This is a genomic window from Nonomuraea sp. NPDC050536 (assembly GCF_044457685.1).
Taxonomy (GTDB): Bacteria; Actinomycetota; Actinomycetes; order Streptosporangiales; family Streptosporangiaceae; genus Nonomuraea.
In genome coordinates this window covers 270,139-285,180 of the sequence record NZ_JBITHD010000011.1, presented here as the reverse complement: position 1 = coordinate 285,180, position 15,042 = coordinate 270,139, and the positions used below count along the sequence as shown (strand labels likewise).

The 15,042-nt window shown below is 70.9% G+C and carries 16 protein-coding genes; 11 read left to right on the top strand and 5 right to left on the bottom strand.

The window, feature by feature from the left end; genetic code table 11:
- The first annotated feature begins 15 nt into the window (after positions 1-15).
- From hrcA to ACIBHX_RS29520, 3 genes are read left to right on the top strand one after another with little or no spacing between them, the layout of a single operon-like run.
- Positions 16-1,029 (top strand): heat-inducible transcriptional repressor HrcA, encoded by a 1,014-nt coding sequence (gene hrcA, locus ACIBHX_RS29530; RefSeq protein ID WP_397070562.1) that lies wholly within the window; start codon positions 16-18, stop codon positions 1,027-1,029.
- An 11-nt stretch (positions 1,030-1,040) separates the two neighbouring features.
- Positions 1,041-2,180, top strand: coding sequence for a molecular chaperone DnaJ (dnaJ, locus tag ACIBHX_RS29525; RefSeq protein WP_397070561.1), 1,140 nt, complete (start codon positions 1,041-1,043; stop codon positions 2,178-2,180).
- Positions 2,181-2,233: 53 nt separating this feature from the next.
- A complete protein-coding gene (locus ACIBHX_RS29520; protein WP_397070560.1) occupies positions 2,234-2,959 on the top strand; it encodes a 16S rRNA (uracil(1498)-N(3))-methyltransferase in 726 nt (241 codons plus the stop codon).
- Between the two features lie 3 nt (positions 2,960-2,962).
- Here the strand turns inward: ACIBHX_RS29520 and ACIBHX_RS29515 are convergent, their stop codons facing one another.
- Together ACIBHX_RS29515 and ACIBHX_RS29510 are read right to left on the bottom strand one after the other, a co-directional pair.
- On the bottom strand, positions 2,963-3,610 hold the full coding sequence (locus ACIBHX_RS29515; protein ID WP_397070558.1) for a hypothetical protein: 648 nt from the start codon (positions 3,608-3,610) through the stop codon (positions 2,963-2,965).
- Positions 3,607-4,086 carry a SigE family RNA polymerase sigma factor gene (locus tag ACIBHX_RS29510; RefSeq protein ID WP_101783532.1) on the bottom strand — a complete coding sequence of 160 codons (480 nt, stop codon included), beginning with the start codon at positions 4,084-4,086 and terminating at the stop codon, positions 3,607-3,609. The genes ACIBHX_RS29515 and ACIBHX_RS29510 overlap by 4 nt, the downstream gene beginning before the upstream one ends.
- Before the next feature lie 332 nt (positions 4,087-4,418).
- Between ACIBHX_RS29510 and ACIBHX_RS29505 the strand changes: the two genes are divergently transcribed.
- The 8 genes from ACIBHX_RS29505 (at position 4,419) to era (ending at position 10,619) form a co-directional block, all read left to right on the top strand.
- The gene (locus ACIBHX_RS29505; RefSeq protein ID WP_397070557.1) at positions 4,419-4,763 is read left to right on the top strand and encodes a histidine triad nucleotide-binding protein; all 345 of its coding nucleotides are present in this window, start codon (positions 4,419-4,421) and stop codon (positions 4,761-4,763) included.
- Between the two features lie 364 nt (positions 4,764-5,127).
- The gene (locus ACIBHX_RS29500) at positions 5,128-6,156 is read left to right on the top strand and encodes a PhoH family protein (protein WP_397070556.1); all 1,029 of its coding nucleotides are present in this window, start codon (positions 5,128-5,130) and stop codon (positions 6,154-6,156) included.
- Positions 6,153-6,623, top strand: coding sequence for an rRNA maturation RNase YbeY (gene ybeY / locus ACIBHX_RS29495; protein WP_397070554.1), 471 nt, complete (start codon positions 6,153-6,155; stop codon positions 6,621-6,623). The genes ACIBHX_RS29500 and ybeY overlap by 4 nt, the downstream gene beginning before the upstream one ends.
- Positions 6,620-7,909, top strand: a complete 1,290-nt coding sequence (locus tag ACIBHX_RS29490; protein WP_397070553.1) for a hemolysin family protein — start codon at positions 6,620-6,622, stop codon at positions 7,907-7,909. Before ybeY ends, ACIBHX_RS29490 begins: the two co-directional genes overlap by 4 nt.
- 342 nt (positions 7,910-8,251) lie before the next feature.
- A complete protein-coding gene (locus ACIBHX_RS29485) occupies positions 8,252-8,884 on the top strand; it encodes a hypothetical protein (protein WP_397070552.1) in 633 nt (210 codons plus the stop codon).
- A 13-nt stretch (positions 8,885-8,897) separates the two neighbouring features.
- Positions 8,898-9,212: a cytidine deaminase gene (locus ACIBHX_RS29480; RefSeq protein ID WP_397070551.1), complete on the top strand. Its 315-nt coding sequence runs from the start codon at positions 8,898-8,900 to the stop codon at positions 9,210-9,212.
- Between the two features lie 3 nt (positions 9,213-9,215).
- Positions 9,216-9,692: an NUDIX domain-containing protein gene (locus tag ACIBHX_RS29475; RefSeq protein WP_397070550.1), complete on the top strand. Its 477-nt coding sequence runs from the start codon at positions 9,216-9,218 to the stop codon at positions 9,690-9,692.
- A gap of 9 nt (positions 9,693-9,701) precedes the next feature.
- Positions 9,702-10,619, top strand: coding sequence for a GTPase Era (gene era / locus ACIBHX_RS29470; RefSeq protein WP_397070627.1), 918 nt, complete (start codon positions 9,702-9,704; stop codon positions 10,617-10,619).
- Between the two features lie 424 nt (positions 10,620-11,043).
- Here era and ACIBHX_RS29465 read toward each other — a convergent pair whose 3' ends face one another.
- From ACIBHX_RS29465 to ACIBHX_RS29455, 3 genes are all read right to left on the bottom strand, one after another.
- Positions 11,044-11,505 carry a hypothetical protein gene (locus ACIBHX_RS29465; protein WP_397070549.1) on the bottom strand — a complete coding sequence of 154 codons (462 nt, stop codon included), beginning with the start codon at positions 11,503-11,505 and terminating at the stop codon, positions 11,044-11,046.
- A gap of 1,195 nt (positions 11,506-12,700) precedes the next feature.
- Complete coding sequence (locus tag ACIBHX_RS29460; RefSeq protein WP_397070548.1) at positions 12,701-14,251, bottom strand: BTAD domain-containing putative transcriptional regulator; 1,551 nt, start codon at positions 14,249-14,251, stop codon at positions 12,701-12,703.
- A 59-nt stretch (positions 14,252-14,310) separates the two neighbouring features.
- Positions 14,311-15,039 carry a Mut7-C RNAse domain-containing protein gene (locus ACIBHX_RS29455; protein ID WP_397070547.1) on the bottom strand — a complete coding sequence of 243 codons (729 nt, stop codon included), beginning with the start codon at positions 15,037-15,039 and terminating at the stop codon, positions 14,311-14,313.
- Positions 15,040-15,042: the final 3 nt, after the last annotated feature.

Genomic DNA, 15,042 nt, shown 5'->3' with positions numbered 1-15,042 from the left:
GCAGGAGGTGAGCACGTGCTCGACGATCGGAAACTAGCGGTGCTCCGAGCCATTGTCGAGGACTACGTGTCCACCAACGAACCGGTGGGCTCCAAGGCGCTGGCGGAGCGCCACAACCTCAAGGTCTCCCCGGCGACGGTCAGGAACGACATGGCCGCGCTGGAGGAGGAGGGCTACATCGCCCAGCCGCACACCAGCGCCGGCCGGGTTCCGACCGACAAGGGCTACCGGCTGTTCGTCGACAGGCTCTCGCAGGTCAAACCCCTTTCCGGCGCCGAGCGGCGGGCGATCGAGACGTTCCTGGCGGGCGCCGTCGACCTGGACGACGTGGTCACCCGCACCGTGCGGCTGCTGGCCCAGCTGACCCGTCAGGTCGCGGTCGTGCAGTACCCGACGCTGACCCGTTCGACCGTGCGCCACGTCGAGCTGGTGCCGCTGCACGAGCGCCGGGTGATGCTCGTGCTCATCACCAACACCGGCCGCGTGGAGCAGCGCGTCATCGAGCTGCCCGAAGTCGTCGAGGACACCCGCATCGCCCACCTGCGGGCGGTGCTGAACGCCTGCCTCGACGGCTGCGGCCTGAGCAACGTCCCCGACCTGGTGGCCGACCTACCCGAGCGACTCCCCGTCGAGGACAGGCCCGCGGTGGCCACGATCCTGTCGGTGCTGCTCGAGACCCTGGTCGAGCGGCACGACGAGAAGATCGTCTTCGCCGGCGCGGCCAACCTCGCCGGGGCCGACTTCGCCACCGGGCTGCGCGACGTGCTCGAGGCGTTGGAAGAGCAGGTCGTGCTCATGCGGCTGCTCGGCGAGACTTCCTCCGACATCCCGTCCGAACTCACCGTGCGCATCGGGTCAGAGAACCCCTACCTGCGCGGCACATCCGTCGTCGCGACCGGATACGGTTCTGGCAACAACCAGTTGGCCCGGCTCGGCGTGCTGGGGCCGACCAGGATGGACTATCCCGTGACGATGGGCGCCGTGCGCGCGGTGGCACGCTACGTCAGCCAGATCCTGGCTGCATCATAAGAGGTCGATAAGTGGCAAACAGCGACTACTACGCCACCCTCGGGGTGCGCCGTGACGCCAGTCAGGACGAGATCAAGAAGGCGTACCGCCGGCTGGCCCGCGAGCTGCACCCCGACGTGAACCCCGATCCCGAGACGCAGGAGCGTTTCAAGGAGATCACGCAGGCCTACGAGGTGCTGTCCGACCCCAACAAGCGCCAGATGTACGACCTGGGCGCCGACCCCTTCCAGAGCGCGGGCGCCGGAGCCGGGGCCGGTGGCTTCGGCGCGGGCTTCCCGTTCAGCGACATCATGGACGCCTTCTTCGGTACGGCAGGCGGCGCCCGAGGCCCGCGCTCCCGTGCCAGGCGGGGCCGCAACGCCACCATCCGGGTCGAGCTCGACCTGCGCGAGACGGCGTTCGGCACCACCCGCGAGCTGGTCGTCGACACCGCCGTGCTGTGTGAGGTGTGCCACGGCGCGGGCACCGCGCCCGGCACCCACCCCGACACCTGCGACATGTGCAACGGCCGGGGCGAGATCTCCCAGGTGACGCGCTCGTTCCTGGGCCAGGTCATGACCTCCCGCCCCTGCCCGCAGTGTGGCGGCTTCGGCACGATCATCCGCCACCCCTGCCAGGAGTGCTCCGGCGACGGCCGCGTCCGCACCCGCCGCACGATCAAGGTCCGCATCCCCGCGGGCGTCGAGGACGGCACCCACATCCAGCTGGCCGGCGAGGGCGAGGTCGGCCCCGGCGGCGGCCCCGCGGGCGACCTGTTCCTGGAGATCGTCGAGCGGCCGCACGAGATCTTCGAACGGCGCGGCGACGACCTGCACTGCACGGTCCAGATCCCGATGACGGCCGCCGCGCTCGGCACCGTGCTCACCGTCGAGACGCTCGACGGCGCAGAAGAGATCGACGTCCGGCCGGGCACGCAGTCGGGCCAGGTCATCACCATGTTCGGCCGCGGTGTGCAGCGCCTCAACGAGACGGGCCGCGGCGACCTGCTGATCCACGTGAACGTCGAGACGCCCAGCCGCCTCGAGCCCGCGCAGGAGGAACTGCTGCGCGAGCTGGCCAAGCTGCGCGGCGAGGAGCGCCCGCCCGGCAAGTTCGCCCCCGGTCAGCAGGGCTTCTTCTCCCGCCTCCGCGACGCCTTCAACGGCCGCTGACCCCACCGGGCGGCGGGGCGAACGATCGATGAGTGCTGGTGGAGTGATCGCGGATGAGCGTGCCTGTCTTCCTGGCGGATGAGCTGGGCGGATCCGAGGTGATCCTGGACGGACCCGAGGGGCGGCACGCGGCGACCGTGCGGCGGCTGCGCGCGGGGGAGCGGGTCGACCTGACCGACGGGGCCGGCTCCGTGGCCGAGTGCGTCGTGCGAGAGGTGCTCAAGGACGCGCTGCGGCTCGACGTGCTTGACCGCTACGCCGTACCGGCCCCCGCGCCGCGCCTCGTCGTCGTCCAGGGGCTGCCCAAGGGCGACAGGGGCGAGCTGGCCGTGGAGATGATGACCGAGGTGGGCGTCGACGTCATCGTGCCGTGGTCCGCCGCGCGCAGCATCACCCAGTGGAAGGGCGACAAGGTGGCCAAGGCGCTGGGCCGGTGGCGCTCGACGGCGCGTGAGGCGGGCAAGCAGGCCCGCAGGTTCCACCTGCCCGAGGTGGCCGATCTTGCCTCGACCGCCGGCGTCGCCTCGCTGCTGGCCGATGCCGCGCTGGGAGTGGTGCTGCACGAGGAGGCCACCGCGTCGCTGTCCTCGCTGGAACTGCCCGCCAGCGGCGACCTCGTGGTCGTCGTCGGGCCGGAGGGCGGGATCGCCGGGGAGGAGCTCGCCCGGTTCGAGGCCGCGAAAGCCGTACCGGCTCTGCTCGGGCCCACAGTTCTGCGGACCTCAACGGCGGGGGTGGCGGCGGCCGCGGTGCTGCTCGCGCGGACCGGACGCTGGTGAGCCCTACTGGGGCGTGCTGGTGGCCGGGACGCCGTTCAGCAGCGGCGAGGCGGCCTGGCTGGAGGAAGGAGCCGGAGCGTCCGGCAGGCACCCCTCGGCCGGGCACGTCGTGATCGGCGTGAGCGCGTCCGTGGGCGTCGGCGTGGGGCTCGCCGAGGGGGTCGGGCAGTCGGTCGCCGGCGGCTCGGACTGAGGCTCGTCGGTCGGGCAGGGCGTGGGTGTAGGCGTAGGGGTAGGCGTGGGCGTCGGGCTCGGCTTGCTCGTCGACCTCTCCGTGGCCCTCTGCGAGGGCCGGCTGGTCGGCGTGGTGGACGGCACCACGACCACGGGTGGCGGGTCGCTGTGCGACGGCTTGGTCGGCACCGGCCTGCTGGTCGAGGACTCCGTGGGAGCGGTCGTGTAGTTCTGTGGCTGGATCGTCTCGGTCACCTTGGCCCGCAGGTCGGGGATGACCATGATGATCGTCCCCGCTACCAGCACCGCGCTGGCGGCGGCCGCGCCGGCCCGCCACCAGAACATGTTGCGAACCCCGCGCCGCTCGATCCGAGCGCGGATGATCTCCAGCCCTTCCGGAGAGGGCACGACCGCGTCGGCCTCCGCGCGGAGCACACGGCGCAGAACGTCGCCGTACTCGTCGGGCGGCTGGGTCATGACATTTTCTCCAGGACGGATCGCAGAGCGGCCATGCCACGGGCTGTGTGGCTCTTGACCGCGCCCTTGCTGATGCCCATGGCGTGGGCTATCTCAGCCTCGGACAGATCACCGTAGTACCGAAGGACAAGTGCCTCTCTCTGACGGGTGGGCAGGGCGCGTAAAGCCTCGATGACGGCAGAGCGTTCCAACTCGCCGATGGCGCCGTTCTCGGCGCTCGGGGCGTCGGGCAGGCCCTTGGGTGCGTACTTCTCGACGACCGCGCGGTGACGCAGCACGGAACGGGATCTGTTGACGACAGATTGGCGCAGGTAGGCGAGTGCTTTGTCGGGGTCACGCAGTCTGCGCCAGGCGCCATGGATGGCGACGAACGCGTCCTGCACGACTTCCTCCGCGGTTGCTATGTCGCGCACAAGCAACACCGCGAGACGCACCAATGACCGAAAATGCGCACTGTAGAGCGCAGTCACGGCCATGTCGGCGTCCCACCCGACCGGCACCGCCCCCAACGACCTGTCGGCCAGAAGGGTTTCGGTGGTCACATCAGTGGGACGCTCGGCCTTCCCTGAGGGTTTACGCTCTTCCGGTTCCTTAGAGGGCATTACCGAGTCGTGTCCTCGCCAGGTGGCCTCGCCCGAGCCTGAATCGTCGTTTTTTGGTGAAGTGTCGCACACACACCCTAACCGCGTGGATCTTCCTTCGCACGACACGGCGGATTACCGATTGGCAACGGCCAAAGGGGTTGCCGGTCCTTCCAGGTCAAGCGGAACTTCCGATCTAGACTGTCCTGGTCGGTAGGGTTGCTCGCGTGACGGACTGTCTTTTCTGCAAGATCGGGGCCAAGGAGATTCCGGCCGACATCGTCCACGAGACGGACCGGACTGTCGCCTTCCGCGACATCAATCCGCAGGCGCCGACTCACGTTTTGGTCATCCCGAAGGCCCACTACGCCAACGCCTTCGAGCTGGCCCAGGCCGACGACGGCCTCGCCGACGACCTCCTCAAGGCCGCCCACGCCGTGGCCCTCCAGGACGACGTCGCCGAAACCGGCTACCGCGTCGTCCTCAACACGGGTCCCGGCGCCGGCCAAACCGTCTTCCACGTCCACGCCCACGTCCTCGGCGGCCGCCCCCTCCTCTGGCCCCCCGGCTAACCCCTTCTCCACCACCTGTACGGCAAGCCATGCGGGGTCCGCGCCGCGGCGAAAGGTGTACGGCGAGGCCCGGCGCGTTCGCGCGGCGGTCGGCCCAGGGGCTCGGTCGGGTGGGTATGGGCGGAGTCGTGGCGGCGGGAAGGTGCACCGACTCGCCAGAAGCGCCGGTCGCGGGCCCTCAGCCAGAGTGCGGTGGGCGGCCGGTGGGAGCGGCCCGCCGTACAGGATCAAGAACGCCGATCGCGAGAAGGGGAAGGGGTGGTGGGGCGGGTGATATTGGCGCGAGCGATTGGGCTGGTCCCGGCTACGATGGGTGGTGAACTACAGCCTAGACACCCGGAGGCTTCAGGCCGCTGGCCTGCCCATGTCCGAACTACATGAATCCCGACGGTCGGCACCGCCCTCGCGCACTCAGGCCAAGGTGCTGATTCCGGACGAATACCCGATGGTCAGCCTCCTGGGCTCTCGTGACGAGCTGCTGCGTGTCATCGAGGGTGCTTTCCGGGCCGACATTCACGTCCGCGGCAACGAGATCACCGTCACCGGCACTCCCGACGAGAGCGGCGCCGTGGTGCGCCTGTTCGAGGAGCTGGTGGAGGTGCTCCGCAACGGCGGCGAGCTGACCCCCGACGCGGTCGAGCGCAGCATCGCGATGCTGAAGATGACCTCAGACCGCCCCGCCGAGGTGCTGTCCCTCGACATCCTGTCCTCCCGGGGCCGGACGATCCGCCCCAAGACGGTCAACCAGAAGCGGTACGTCGACGCGATCGACAGGCACACGATCGTGTTCGCCATCGGACCCGCGGGCACGGGCAAGACGTATCTCGCCATGGCCAAGGCCGTGCGGGCGCTGCAGGAGAAGCGGGTCAACCGGATCATCCTGACCAGGCCGGCGGTGGAGGCGGGCGAGCGGCTCGGTTTCCTCCCCGGCACGCTCTACGAGAAGATCGACCCCTACCTGCGGCCCCTCTACGACGCGCTGCACGACATGATCGACCCCGACTCGATCCCCAAGCTCATGGCCGCGGGCACGATCGAGGTCGCCCCCCTGGCGTACATGCGTGGCCGGACGCTCAACGACGCGTTCATCATCCTCGACGAGGCGCAGAACTCCTCGGCCGAGCAGATGAAGATGTTCCTGACGCGTCTCGGCTTCAACTCCAAGATCGTGGTGACCGGTGACGTCACGCAGGTCGACCTGCCGGCGGGCACGACCAGCGGGCTGCGCGTGGTCCAGGAGATCCTGACGGACATCGACGACATCCACTTCTCCCGGTTGACCAGCAACGACGTGGTCCGCCACAAGCTGGTGAGCGAGATCGTCGACGCCTACGGCCGCTACGACGCGCTCCAGGAGCCCAAGCAGATCCAGCAGCGAGGCAAGCGCCGATGAGCATCGAGATCAACAACGAGTCCGGCGTCGAGCTCGACGAGGAGGACCTGGCCGCCCTGGCCGCGCACGTGCTCGCGGCCATGGAGGTCAATCCGCTGGCCGAGCTGTCCATCCTCGCGGTCGACGAGGAGACGATGACGCAGCACCACGAGAAGTGGATGGGCGAGCCCGGTCCGACCGACGTGCTCGCCTTCCCGATGGACGAGCTGCGTCCGGGCGGCGGCGGGGGCGCGCGCGGCGACTCCGACGTGCCCGCCGACCCGGCGCTGCTCGGTGACGTGGTGCTCTGCCCGCAGGTGGCCGCCAAGCAGGCCACCGAGGCGGGTCACAGCACCAAGGACGAGCTGGAGCTGCTGACCACGCACGGGATCCTGCACCTGCTCGGCTACGACCACGCCGAGCCAGAGGAGCACAAGGAGATGTTCGGCCTTCAGGCCCGGCTTCTGGAGTCGTGGCGGGCTCGGTGAACGCCTGGTTGCCGCTGGCCATCGCACTGGTTGTGTGCGGTGGCCTGATCGCCAGCGCCGAGACGGCGCTGACGCGCATCTCCCGCGTACGGGCAGAGGAGTTCGTCCGCGAGAACCGGCGGGGCGCGCGGAGCCTGCAGGCGATCGTCACCGATCCGCCCCGCTACCTGAACCTGTTGCTGCTGTTGCGGATCAGCTGCGAGCTGGTCGCCACGGTGATCGCGACCCTGCTCTTCATCGACCTGATGCACGACCAGGGCTGGGCCTACGTGTGGGCGGCCGTGGTGATGATCGTGGTCAGCTATGTGATCGTCGGCGTCTCGCCGCGCACGCTCGGGCGCCAGCACGCCGAGCCGATCGCTCTGGCCAGCGCGCCGATCGTGTCCGGGTTGACGCGCATCTTCGGGCCGCTGCCCAAGCTGCTCATCCTGCTGGGCAACGCGCTCACGCCGGGCAAGGGGTTCCGCGAGGGCCCGTTCACCTCGGAGGCGGAGCTGCGCGACCTGGTGGACCTGGCCGAGGAGCGGCGCGTCATCGAGCCTGACGAGCGCGAGATGATCCACTCGGTGTTCGAGCTGGGCGACACGCTGGTGCGTGAGGTGATGGTGCCGCGCACCGACATGGTGTTCATCGAGCGCGGCAAGACGCTCAACCAGGCGCTCTCGCTCCACCTGCGCAGCGGTTTCTCCCGCATCCCCGTCGCGGGCGAGAACGAGGACGACGTCATCGGCATCGCCTACCTCAAGGACATCATCCGGCGCGTCCACGAGAACGGCGAGGGCACGGAGAAGGTCGAGTCGATCATGCGCCCGGCCACCTACGTGCCCGAGAGCAAGCCGATCGACCAGCTGCTGCGCGAGATGCAGGCCAGGCAGATCCACCTGGCCATCGTGATCGACGAGTACGGTGGCACGGCGGGCCTGGTCACGATCGAGGACGTGCTGGAGGAGATCGTCGGCGAGATCACCGACGAGTACGACCAGGAGGCGCCGCGCGTCGAGACCATGCCCGACGGGGCCGTGAGGGTGACGGCGCGGATGCCGGTGGACGAGCTGGCCGAGCTGTTCACCACCGAGATCGAGGTGGACGACGTGGAGACCGTCGGCGGGCTGCTCGCGCACGCCCTCGGGCGGGTTCCGATCGCCGGGTCGGAGGCGGAGGTGGCCGGGTTGCGCCTCACCGCGGAGAGCCTGGCCGGGCGGCGCAACCGGATCAGCACCGTGGTGGTGCGGCCGGCCACGCCGCCGGAGGAGGACGAGCTTGCCGCCCAGGCCGAGCAGGACTGACACTCGCCGTACGGCGGGCCAGGTCGGAAGGCGTGCGCGGTGGTGCGTGATTTGCCGCAAGTGTTCTACAAGTCTTCTGCAAGCCCTGTGCCCCACTCTGATGACAGACGCCCGGTGCGGCGGGCGTCACCGAGGAGCATCCGATCGCTGGGTGGGGTTCGCGGCGAGAGGAAGGCTCCCTGGGGGGACGGCAACGTCCGGCCAGCTAGCCGGTCGTGGCGTTGCTCGGCGTAAAAGGGTGCTCTCGCCAAATTTCCGGCGAGGGCACCCTTTGAGCGTTTGTTGGGAACTCCGGTGGATTGCCACATTCGTGGACTGGGGAGGCTGCGTCCGGGGGGAATCATGGGACGCGGACCGCGGGTCATGGTGCTCGGGCTGCTCCTCGCCGGGCTGGCGGGATGCGGGAGCACCACCACGAGCGCTCACACGGACGTGCAGGCGGAGGACAAGTTCCGGGACATCCTGAACAAGGACCCCGAGCTGCCCGACGGCTTCTCCGTGCGCGCCCAGCAGGCGTGGCGGGTTCCGTTCGCGCCGGGGAGCCGGGAGTGCCGTGCCGTACTCGATCCCGCGGGCGGGCACGCGCCGGCGCGGGCGCTGACGGCGCAGGCGGCGGCCACCTACCAGGGGGATGGGCTGGGCGAGGTGCTCGCGGTGGGGCTGGCCAGGTATGCGGGTTCCGAGGCCGAGGGGCACATCGAGGACCTGGGCAAGGCGCTGCTGGCGTGCCGGGGCGTGCGCGCCGAGGACGGGACCCATCTGCGGCTGCGGACGCTTCCCGTCAAGGGTGTGGGCGACGAGGCGGTCGGCGGCGAGCTGCGTGGACGGTTGAACGGCTACCCCTACGCGCTGGACGTGATGCTCGTGCGCACGGGCGACACGTTGGTCTCCGTGGTTCACACCGGGATCGCGGACGTCGACGCGGCCAAGACCTGGCGGCTGCTGGGCGCGGTCGTGGGGATGGCGGAGCCCTGACTAGGCTGGTCGGGTGACTCTCGACGCAGAAGACAGCAAGCTCGTCACCCTGGCGCGGGCGGCCAGGGCGCGCAACGGCTCGGCCGAGGGTGCCGCCGTCCGCGACGAGACCGGGCGCACCTACTCGGCGACGAATGTGGCGCTTCCCGCCCTGACGCTCCCGGCCGTGCAGGTGGCCGTGGCCATGGCGGTCTCCAGCGGCGCGCAGTCGCTCGAGGCGGCGGCGCTGGTCACCGCGGGCGAGCCGAGCGAGGACGATCGGCACCTGGTCGCGTCGCTGGGCGTCAAGGAGCTCATCGTGGCGGGCCCCGACGGGACGGTGCGCTGAGCGATGGCCATGTCGCCGTTCCTGGCCAACATCCGCGAGAAGGTGGGCACGGACCTGCTGATGCTGCCGTCGGTGGCCGGGTTCGTGTTCGACTCCGAGGGGCGGCTGCTGATGGCCCGCCACGGTGACGTCGAGCTGTGGGCGGCTCCGGGCGGGGGCGTCGATCCTGACGAGCGGCCCGAGGACGCCGTGGTCAGGGAGTTGCGCGAGGAACTCGCGGTGGACGTGGCGGTGCGCGGGCTGATCGGGGTGTACGGCGGGCCGGAGTTCCGCACCGTGTACCCCAACGGGCACCAGTGCGCGTACGTGATCGCGGCCTACGGATGCGTGGTGGCCGGCGGCACTCCGACACCCGACGGGGACGAGATCACCTCGTATCGCTGGGTCACAGAAGACGAAATTTCCAGACTTAGTACGACGGCGTGGTCACCGGTGGTGGTGCCCGACGCGTTCACCTGGTGGCGTGGTCAGCGCTTTTGATGGGCGACAATCGAGTACGTGACTTCGCCAGACAATTTCCGTGCCGGTTTCGCCTGCTTCGTGGGGAGGCCGAACGTCGGCAAGTCCACGCTGATGAACGCCCTGGTCGGCCAGAAGGTCGCCATCACCTCCTCCAAGCCGCAGACCACCCGGCGCGTCATCAGGGGCATCGTGCACCGCCCCGACGCCCAGCTGATCATCGTGGACACCCCAGGCCTGCACCGCCCGCGCACGCTGCTGGGTGAACGCCTCGACAGCCTCGTCCTGTCCACGCTCACCGAGGTGGACGTGATCGGCTTCTGCGTCCCGGCCAACGAGCCGATCGGCAAGGGTGACCGCTTCATCGCCGAGAAGCTCGCCGCGGTCAAGAAGACGCCGGTCGTCGCGGTGGTCACCAAGTGCGACCTGGCCACCAAGGAACGCATCGCCGAGCAGCTGCTCGCGGTGTCGCAGGTGGCGGAGTTCGCCGCGGTCGTCCCCGTCTCGGCGGAGACGAGCGACCAGCTCGACGTGCTCGCCGACGTCCTGATCGAGCACCTGCCGGAGTCGCCGCCGCTCTACGAGGACGGGCGGCTCACGGACGAGCCCGAGCAGATCCTGGTCGGGGAGCTCATCAGGGAGGCTTCCCTGGAGGGCGTCCGCGACGAGTTGCCCCACTCGATCGCGGTCGTCGTCGACGAGATGATGCCCCGCGAGGGCCGCGACGACCTGCTGGACATCTACGCCCACCTGTTCGTCGAGCGCCCCTCGCAGAAGGCCATCGTCATCGGCCACAAGGGCGAGCGCCTGCGCGACGTGGGCACGCGCGCCCGCAAGCAGATCGAAGCCCTCCTTGGCACCCGCGTCTACCTCGACCTCCGCATCAGCGTCGCCAAGGACTGGCAACGCGACCCGAAACAACTCCGCCGCCTCGGCTTCTTCGACTAACCCGCCTCCAACTGCTCCCCGGCAGGCGTCCTCCTCCTGTGCGGTTGGCTTCCGCCGTACGGCAGGCGTTCTTCTCGTGTGCGGTTGGTTTCTCGCCCCGGCGCCCGGCGGGAGCCGTGGCACGAGAGCCCATGTTCCCTGTCCATCCACGGTGGTGCTTTCTGGCGCCGGGTCGGCGGGGAGGTGTGCGGTGGTGGGCGGCGCCTGTGTGCGGCGGGTAAGGCGGGCCGCGGTGCCCGGTTGTGGGGTGCCGTGGCGGCGAGTGACTGTCACCGACTCGCCGGAAGCGCCGCGAGCGGGCCCTCAGCCGAAGTGCGGGGGGCGGCCGGTGGCGGTGGCTGCCGTACAGCAGAAGCCAGCTGTGCAGCAGAGGCTTGCCGTGCAGCTGAAGCTTGTGCGGGGAGGGCGGCGAGAGGCGTCGGATTCACGAGGGGGTGCGGCGGCGGAGGAGGGTGAGTAGGGAGGTGAGGGTGGCGGCCAGGGCGCAGGTGAGGGCGGCGTACCAGCCGAAGCGGATGACAGGCTCGATCGACAGCAGGCGGCCGAAGTCGAGCGACGCGCCGCCCGTCGAGTCTGACAGGAACATGACCAGGACGAGCACCGCGAGGGCGGCGGGCAGGACGGCGAGGGCGGCGAGCCAGCGGCGGCCCATGAGCCCCGCCACGCCGAACGCCACCACGGCCAGGCCGGCGACCAGCGTGTAGATGCCGTACGAGCCGTCGATGCCGCGCATGTCGTCGGTGAGGCCGCCGCCGATGAGGTCGCTGCGAGCCTCGACCCCGGCCCAGGGCAGGAGGGTGCTGACCACGAGCAGCACGCCCGTCACCGCCACGGCGAGCGTGTAACCGGTGCGCGTGCGGGGCTTCGGCGTCAGGTAGTCGGTCACGCGATCAACCCTAGGACGGCGGGCGGCCACTCACCAGCCGTTGAAAGGTGACGCCTGTTTCGCCCCCCAGGAGGCCGCGTCGTAGCTCCCCGGCATCTTCGGCGACCCCGGAGACGAGGGCCACCGGAAAGCACAGGCACGCGCCCCCGCTCTCGCGTTTCCAAGCGTCAGGTGCGGGTCATCAGGGCTCTGGCGCGGGCTACGCCGTCCTCGTCGGCCAGGTCGGCGAAGGCCTTGACCGCCTCCGCCGCCAGGTCGCGGGCGGTGCGGCGGTCGCCTTCCGCCAGGTTCACCTGTGCGAGCGCCATGAGGGCGCGGGCGCCGATCAGCCGGTCGCCCAATCGGATCGCGATGCCGCGGGCCGTCTGGGCGGCCTGGCGCGACTCGGCGGGCTCACCTTGGGCCAGCCGTACCGCGGCCAGGTCGAGCAGGACGTCGGCGTGGCGGTGGCGGTCGCCGGCGTCGGCGAGGCGCCTGGCGGCGGTGGTGAGCCGCTCGACGGCCTCGCCGAGGCGGCCGGCGCGGTGCAGCAGCAGGCCGAGCGCGTGCAGAGTCTCGGCGTCCTCGTAGCCCTCCGAGAGATCGTCGGCCAGGCACGTGGCCAGCGTGCGCTCGGCCTCCTCCAGCCGTCCCTGCTCCAGCTGCACCTGGCCGAGCCGGCGGCGGGTCTGGGCGGCGGCGCGGGGGCGGCCGTCGGCCAGCGACATGGCCAGCGACTGCCGGAGCCGGTCGTGGGCCAGCTCCCAGCGGCGCTGGGCGCGGTAGAGGTCGCCCTCGTCGCGCAGTGCCAGCGCCCGGACCTGGCCGTCGCCCACCCGGGCGGCGGCCTCGAGCGCCGGGCCGCAGATCTGCCGCCAGTCGTCGAGGAAGCGGTAGCGCTCCAGGAAGGGCACCAGCATGTGGGCCAGCCGCGCGCACTCCTCGTCCAGCCCGGCCCTGCCCAGGTCGCAGACGAGCCCGACCAGGAACGTCCGCTCGGCCACCAGCCACTCGACCGACTGGCGGATCTCCCTGGTCTCGACGACGGTGCCGCCGGGGCCCGGCTTGGGCATGAGGCGGGCCGCCGCCACCCCGGACCTGGCGACCGTGGCCAGCATGGTCAGCGTCGCGGGCACGGCCTGCTCGCCGAGCAGGTCGCGGGCGTAGAGGCGGGTGAGCACGTGCAGGCGGTAGCGCACCTGCCCGGCCACGTCGATCATGTGGGTCTCCAGCAGGCCCGCCTCGACCAGCTCCTCGGCCCCGCCGCCGAAGGCGGTGGCCACCCACGTGCCGAAGTCGGGCGCGGAGACGGCGCCCAGGCGGCGCAGCGTCTGCCGGGCCTGCTCCGACAGGCCCTCGTAGCCGACGGCGAACACGCTGAGCACGGTCTGGTCGCCCGCGTGCAGCGCCTCCAGCCGCCCGTGCTCGTCCTCCAGCAGGTCGACCAGATAGTCAACGGTCCAGCCCGGGCGGGTGGCCAGCCGCGACCCCGCGATCCGCAGCGCGATGGGCAAGCTCCCACAGATCCTGATAAGTCGGGAAAATTGCCTCTATTGGGACCGATGATCTTGCCGAGGAGTTCGATGGCCGCCGCGTCGTCGAGGACGCCGACCGGCACGCGGCCCGCGCCGGCGAGCCCGCCGAGCGGGGAGCGGCTGGTGATGACCGTCGGGCAGGCCGTCAGCAACGGCCGCACCTGCGCCTCGTTGGAGGCGTTGTCCAGCAGCACCAGCAGCCGCCGGTTGGCCGCGTAGGTGAGGAAGAGGCGCTCGCGCTGCTCGAGCCCGACCGGGATGGCCTGGGCCGGGCAGCCGAGCCAGCGCAGGAAGTCCTCGAGCACGGCCGCGGGCCCGCTGGTCTCGCGCAGGTCGGCGTAGAGGATGCCGTCGGGGAAGCGCTCGCGGTGCAGCCAGGCGGCGTGCACGGCCAGCGCCGACTTGCCCACCCCGGCCGCGCCGTGCACCACGACCTCGTCGCCGATCACCAGCTCGAGCAGGTCGGCCCGGCCGGAGAAGTCGGACACGTCGCGCGGCAGCAGCACCGGCGGGCCCGCCGAGACGTGCAGCGAGACGTCGTCGTGCAGCATCCGGTGGTACAGCAGCTGCAGCTCGGGGTCGGGCTCGATGGCGTGGCCGTCGTCGAGCTCGTCGCGCAGCGCCTGGTAGGCGTCAAGCGCCTCAACCCGCCTGCCGCTGCGGTAGAGGGCGAGCAGGTACTGGCCGCGGAAGCGCTGCCAGAAGGGATGCTGCTCGATCAGGCGCCGCAGCTCGGCCAGCAACTCGCGGTGGCGGCCCGCGTCCAGGTCGCGCTGCACCCGGCGCTCGAGCGCCAGCACGCGCAGCTCCTCCAGTTCGGCGCGCAGCCGCGGGGTCTCGGTCCACCGCTCGCCCTCGGGGTCCAGGTCCTCCAGCGCGGGCCCGCGCCACAGGGCCAGCGCCTCGTCGTGGGCGCCGCGCTCGACCAGGGAGCGGAAGCGGTTGACGTCGAGCTGGTCGTCCTCGATGGCCAGCGTGTAGCTGCCGGAGGCGGTCGTGATGACGTCCTTGCCCAGCAGCTGGCGCAGCTGGCCCACGTAGCCGCGGACCAGCGAGTCGGAGCGGTCGCCGCCTTCTCTGGGCCACAGCAGCTGCCGCAGCCTGCCCGGGGTGAGCGGCCGGCGCGCGTTCAGCACGAACACGGCCAGCAGGTCCCGGTGCTTGGGCGCGGTCGGCGTGCGGTCCTGCTCGCCGTCGCGCACCTGGAGCGGGCCCATGATGCGGAACTCCACGAAGACAACCTCACAAGGGGGGAAGAGATCGTTGAGTGCAGAATGTCAGACTGGCGGCGTCACCTGTCTGACGTCCAGTTCTCCGCCTGGGTGACGATCTCCTCCAGGTGGCCGCTGTGCGCGCCGTGCCAGTACACCTTGCCGCAGTCGCGGCACTGGCCGTAGACGTCGTAGCTGCGCCGCGTGCCCGCCTGCAGCATCGGCTCGATCTCGCGCTTGGCCACCGTGTCCAGCTCGCCGTTGCACGCCGTGCACCGCGTCCACGGGCGCAGCCGCGGCGCGAAGCGCTCGAGCAGGTCGCGCAGCTGGTCGGGGGCCCGGCTGCCGCGCACGTAGGCGCCCAGCCACAGCGCGCGCCGCCGCAGCAGCCCGCGGTCCTGCGTCAGCAGCACCCGCCGCTCGGAGTTGGCCTGGACGACGAGCGAAGGGTCGTCCATGTCGTTGTGGTAGGCGGCGTCGATGCCGAGCAGCCGCAGCCGCCGCGCCAGCGTCCCCAGGTGCACGTCCAGCAGGAAGCGGTGTCCCATCGGCTGCGGACGCGGCACCGCGTGCACCTCCACGACCTGGGCGGGTCGCGGGTGGAGGCCGGGGCCCACGCCGACACCGTCGACGGTCATCGGGCCGACCTCGGTCAGCGGGATGCCGAGCGACTCCACCAGATGGCCGAGCGTCGAGGTGCCGTCGGGAGCGACCCGCTGCCACTCGGTACGCCGGGCGCCGGGCAGGAACATCATGAGCTCGGGAGCGATACGCAGGAGCACGTCCGTTTCGGCCACGTTGTCCAGCATGCC

What these genes read in the sequence shown, in the direction of transcription:
- ACIBHX_RS29520 (WP_397070560.1), top strand. Translation starts at nt 2,234, where the DNA reads ATGAGCGTGCCTGTCTTCCTGGCGGATGAGCTGGGCGGATCCGAGGTG.
- ACIBHX_RS29515 (WP_397070558.1), bottom strand. Translation starts at nt 3,610, where the DNA reads ATGACCCAGCCGCCCGACGAGTACGGCGACGTTCTGCGCCGTGTGCTC.
- ACIBHX_RS29510 (WP_101783532.1), bottom strand. Translation starts at nt 4,086, where the DNA reads ATGGCCGTGACTGCGCTCTACAGTGCGCATTTTCGGTCATTGGTGCGT.
- ACIBHX_RS29500 (WP_397070556.1), top strand. Translation starts at nt 5,128, where the DNA reads ATGTCCGAACTACATGAATCCCGACGGTCGGCACCGCCCTCGCGCACT.
- ybeY (WP_397070554.1), top strand. Translation starts at nt 6,153, where the DNA reads ATGAGCATCGAGATCAACAACGAGTCCGGCGTCGAGCTCGACGAGGAG.
- ACIBHX_RS29485 (WP_397070552.1), top strand. Translation starts at nt 8,252, where the DNA reads ATGGGACGCGGACCGCGGGTCATGGTGCTCGGGCTGCTCCTCGCCGGG.
- ACIBHX_RS29475 (WP_397070550.1), top strand. Translation starts at nt 9,216, where the DNA reads ATGGCCATGTCGCCGTTCCTGGCCAACATCCGCGAGAAGGTGGGCACG.
- ACIBHX_RS29455 (WP_397070547.1), bottom strand. Translation starts at nt 15,039, where the DNA reads ATGCTGGACAACGTGGCCGAAACGGACGTGCTCCTGCGTATCGCTCCC.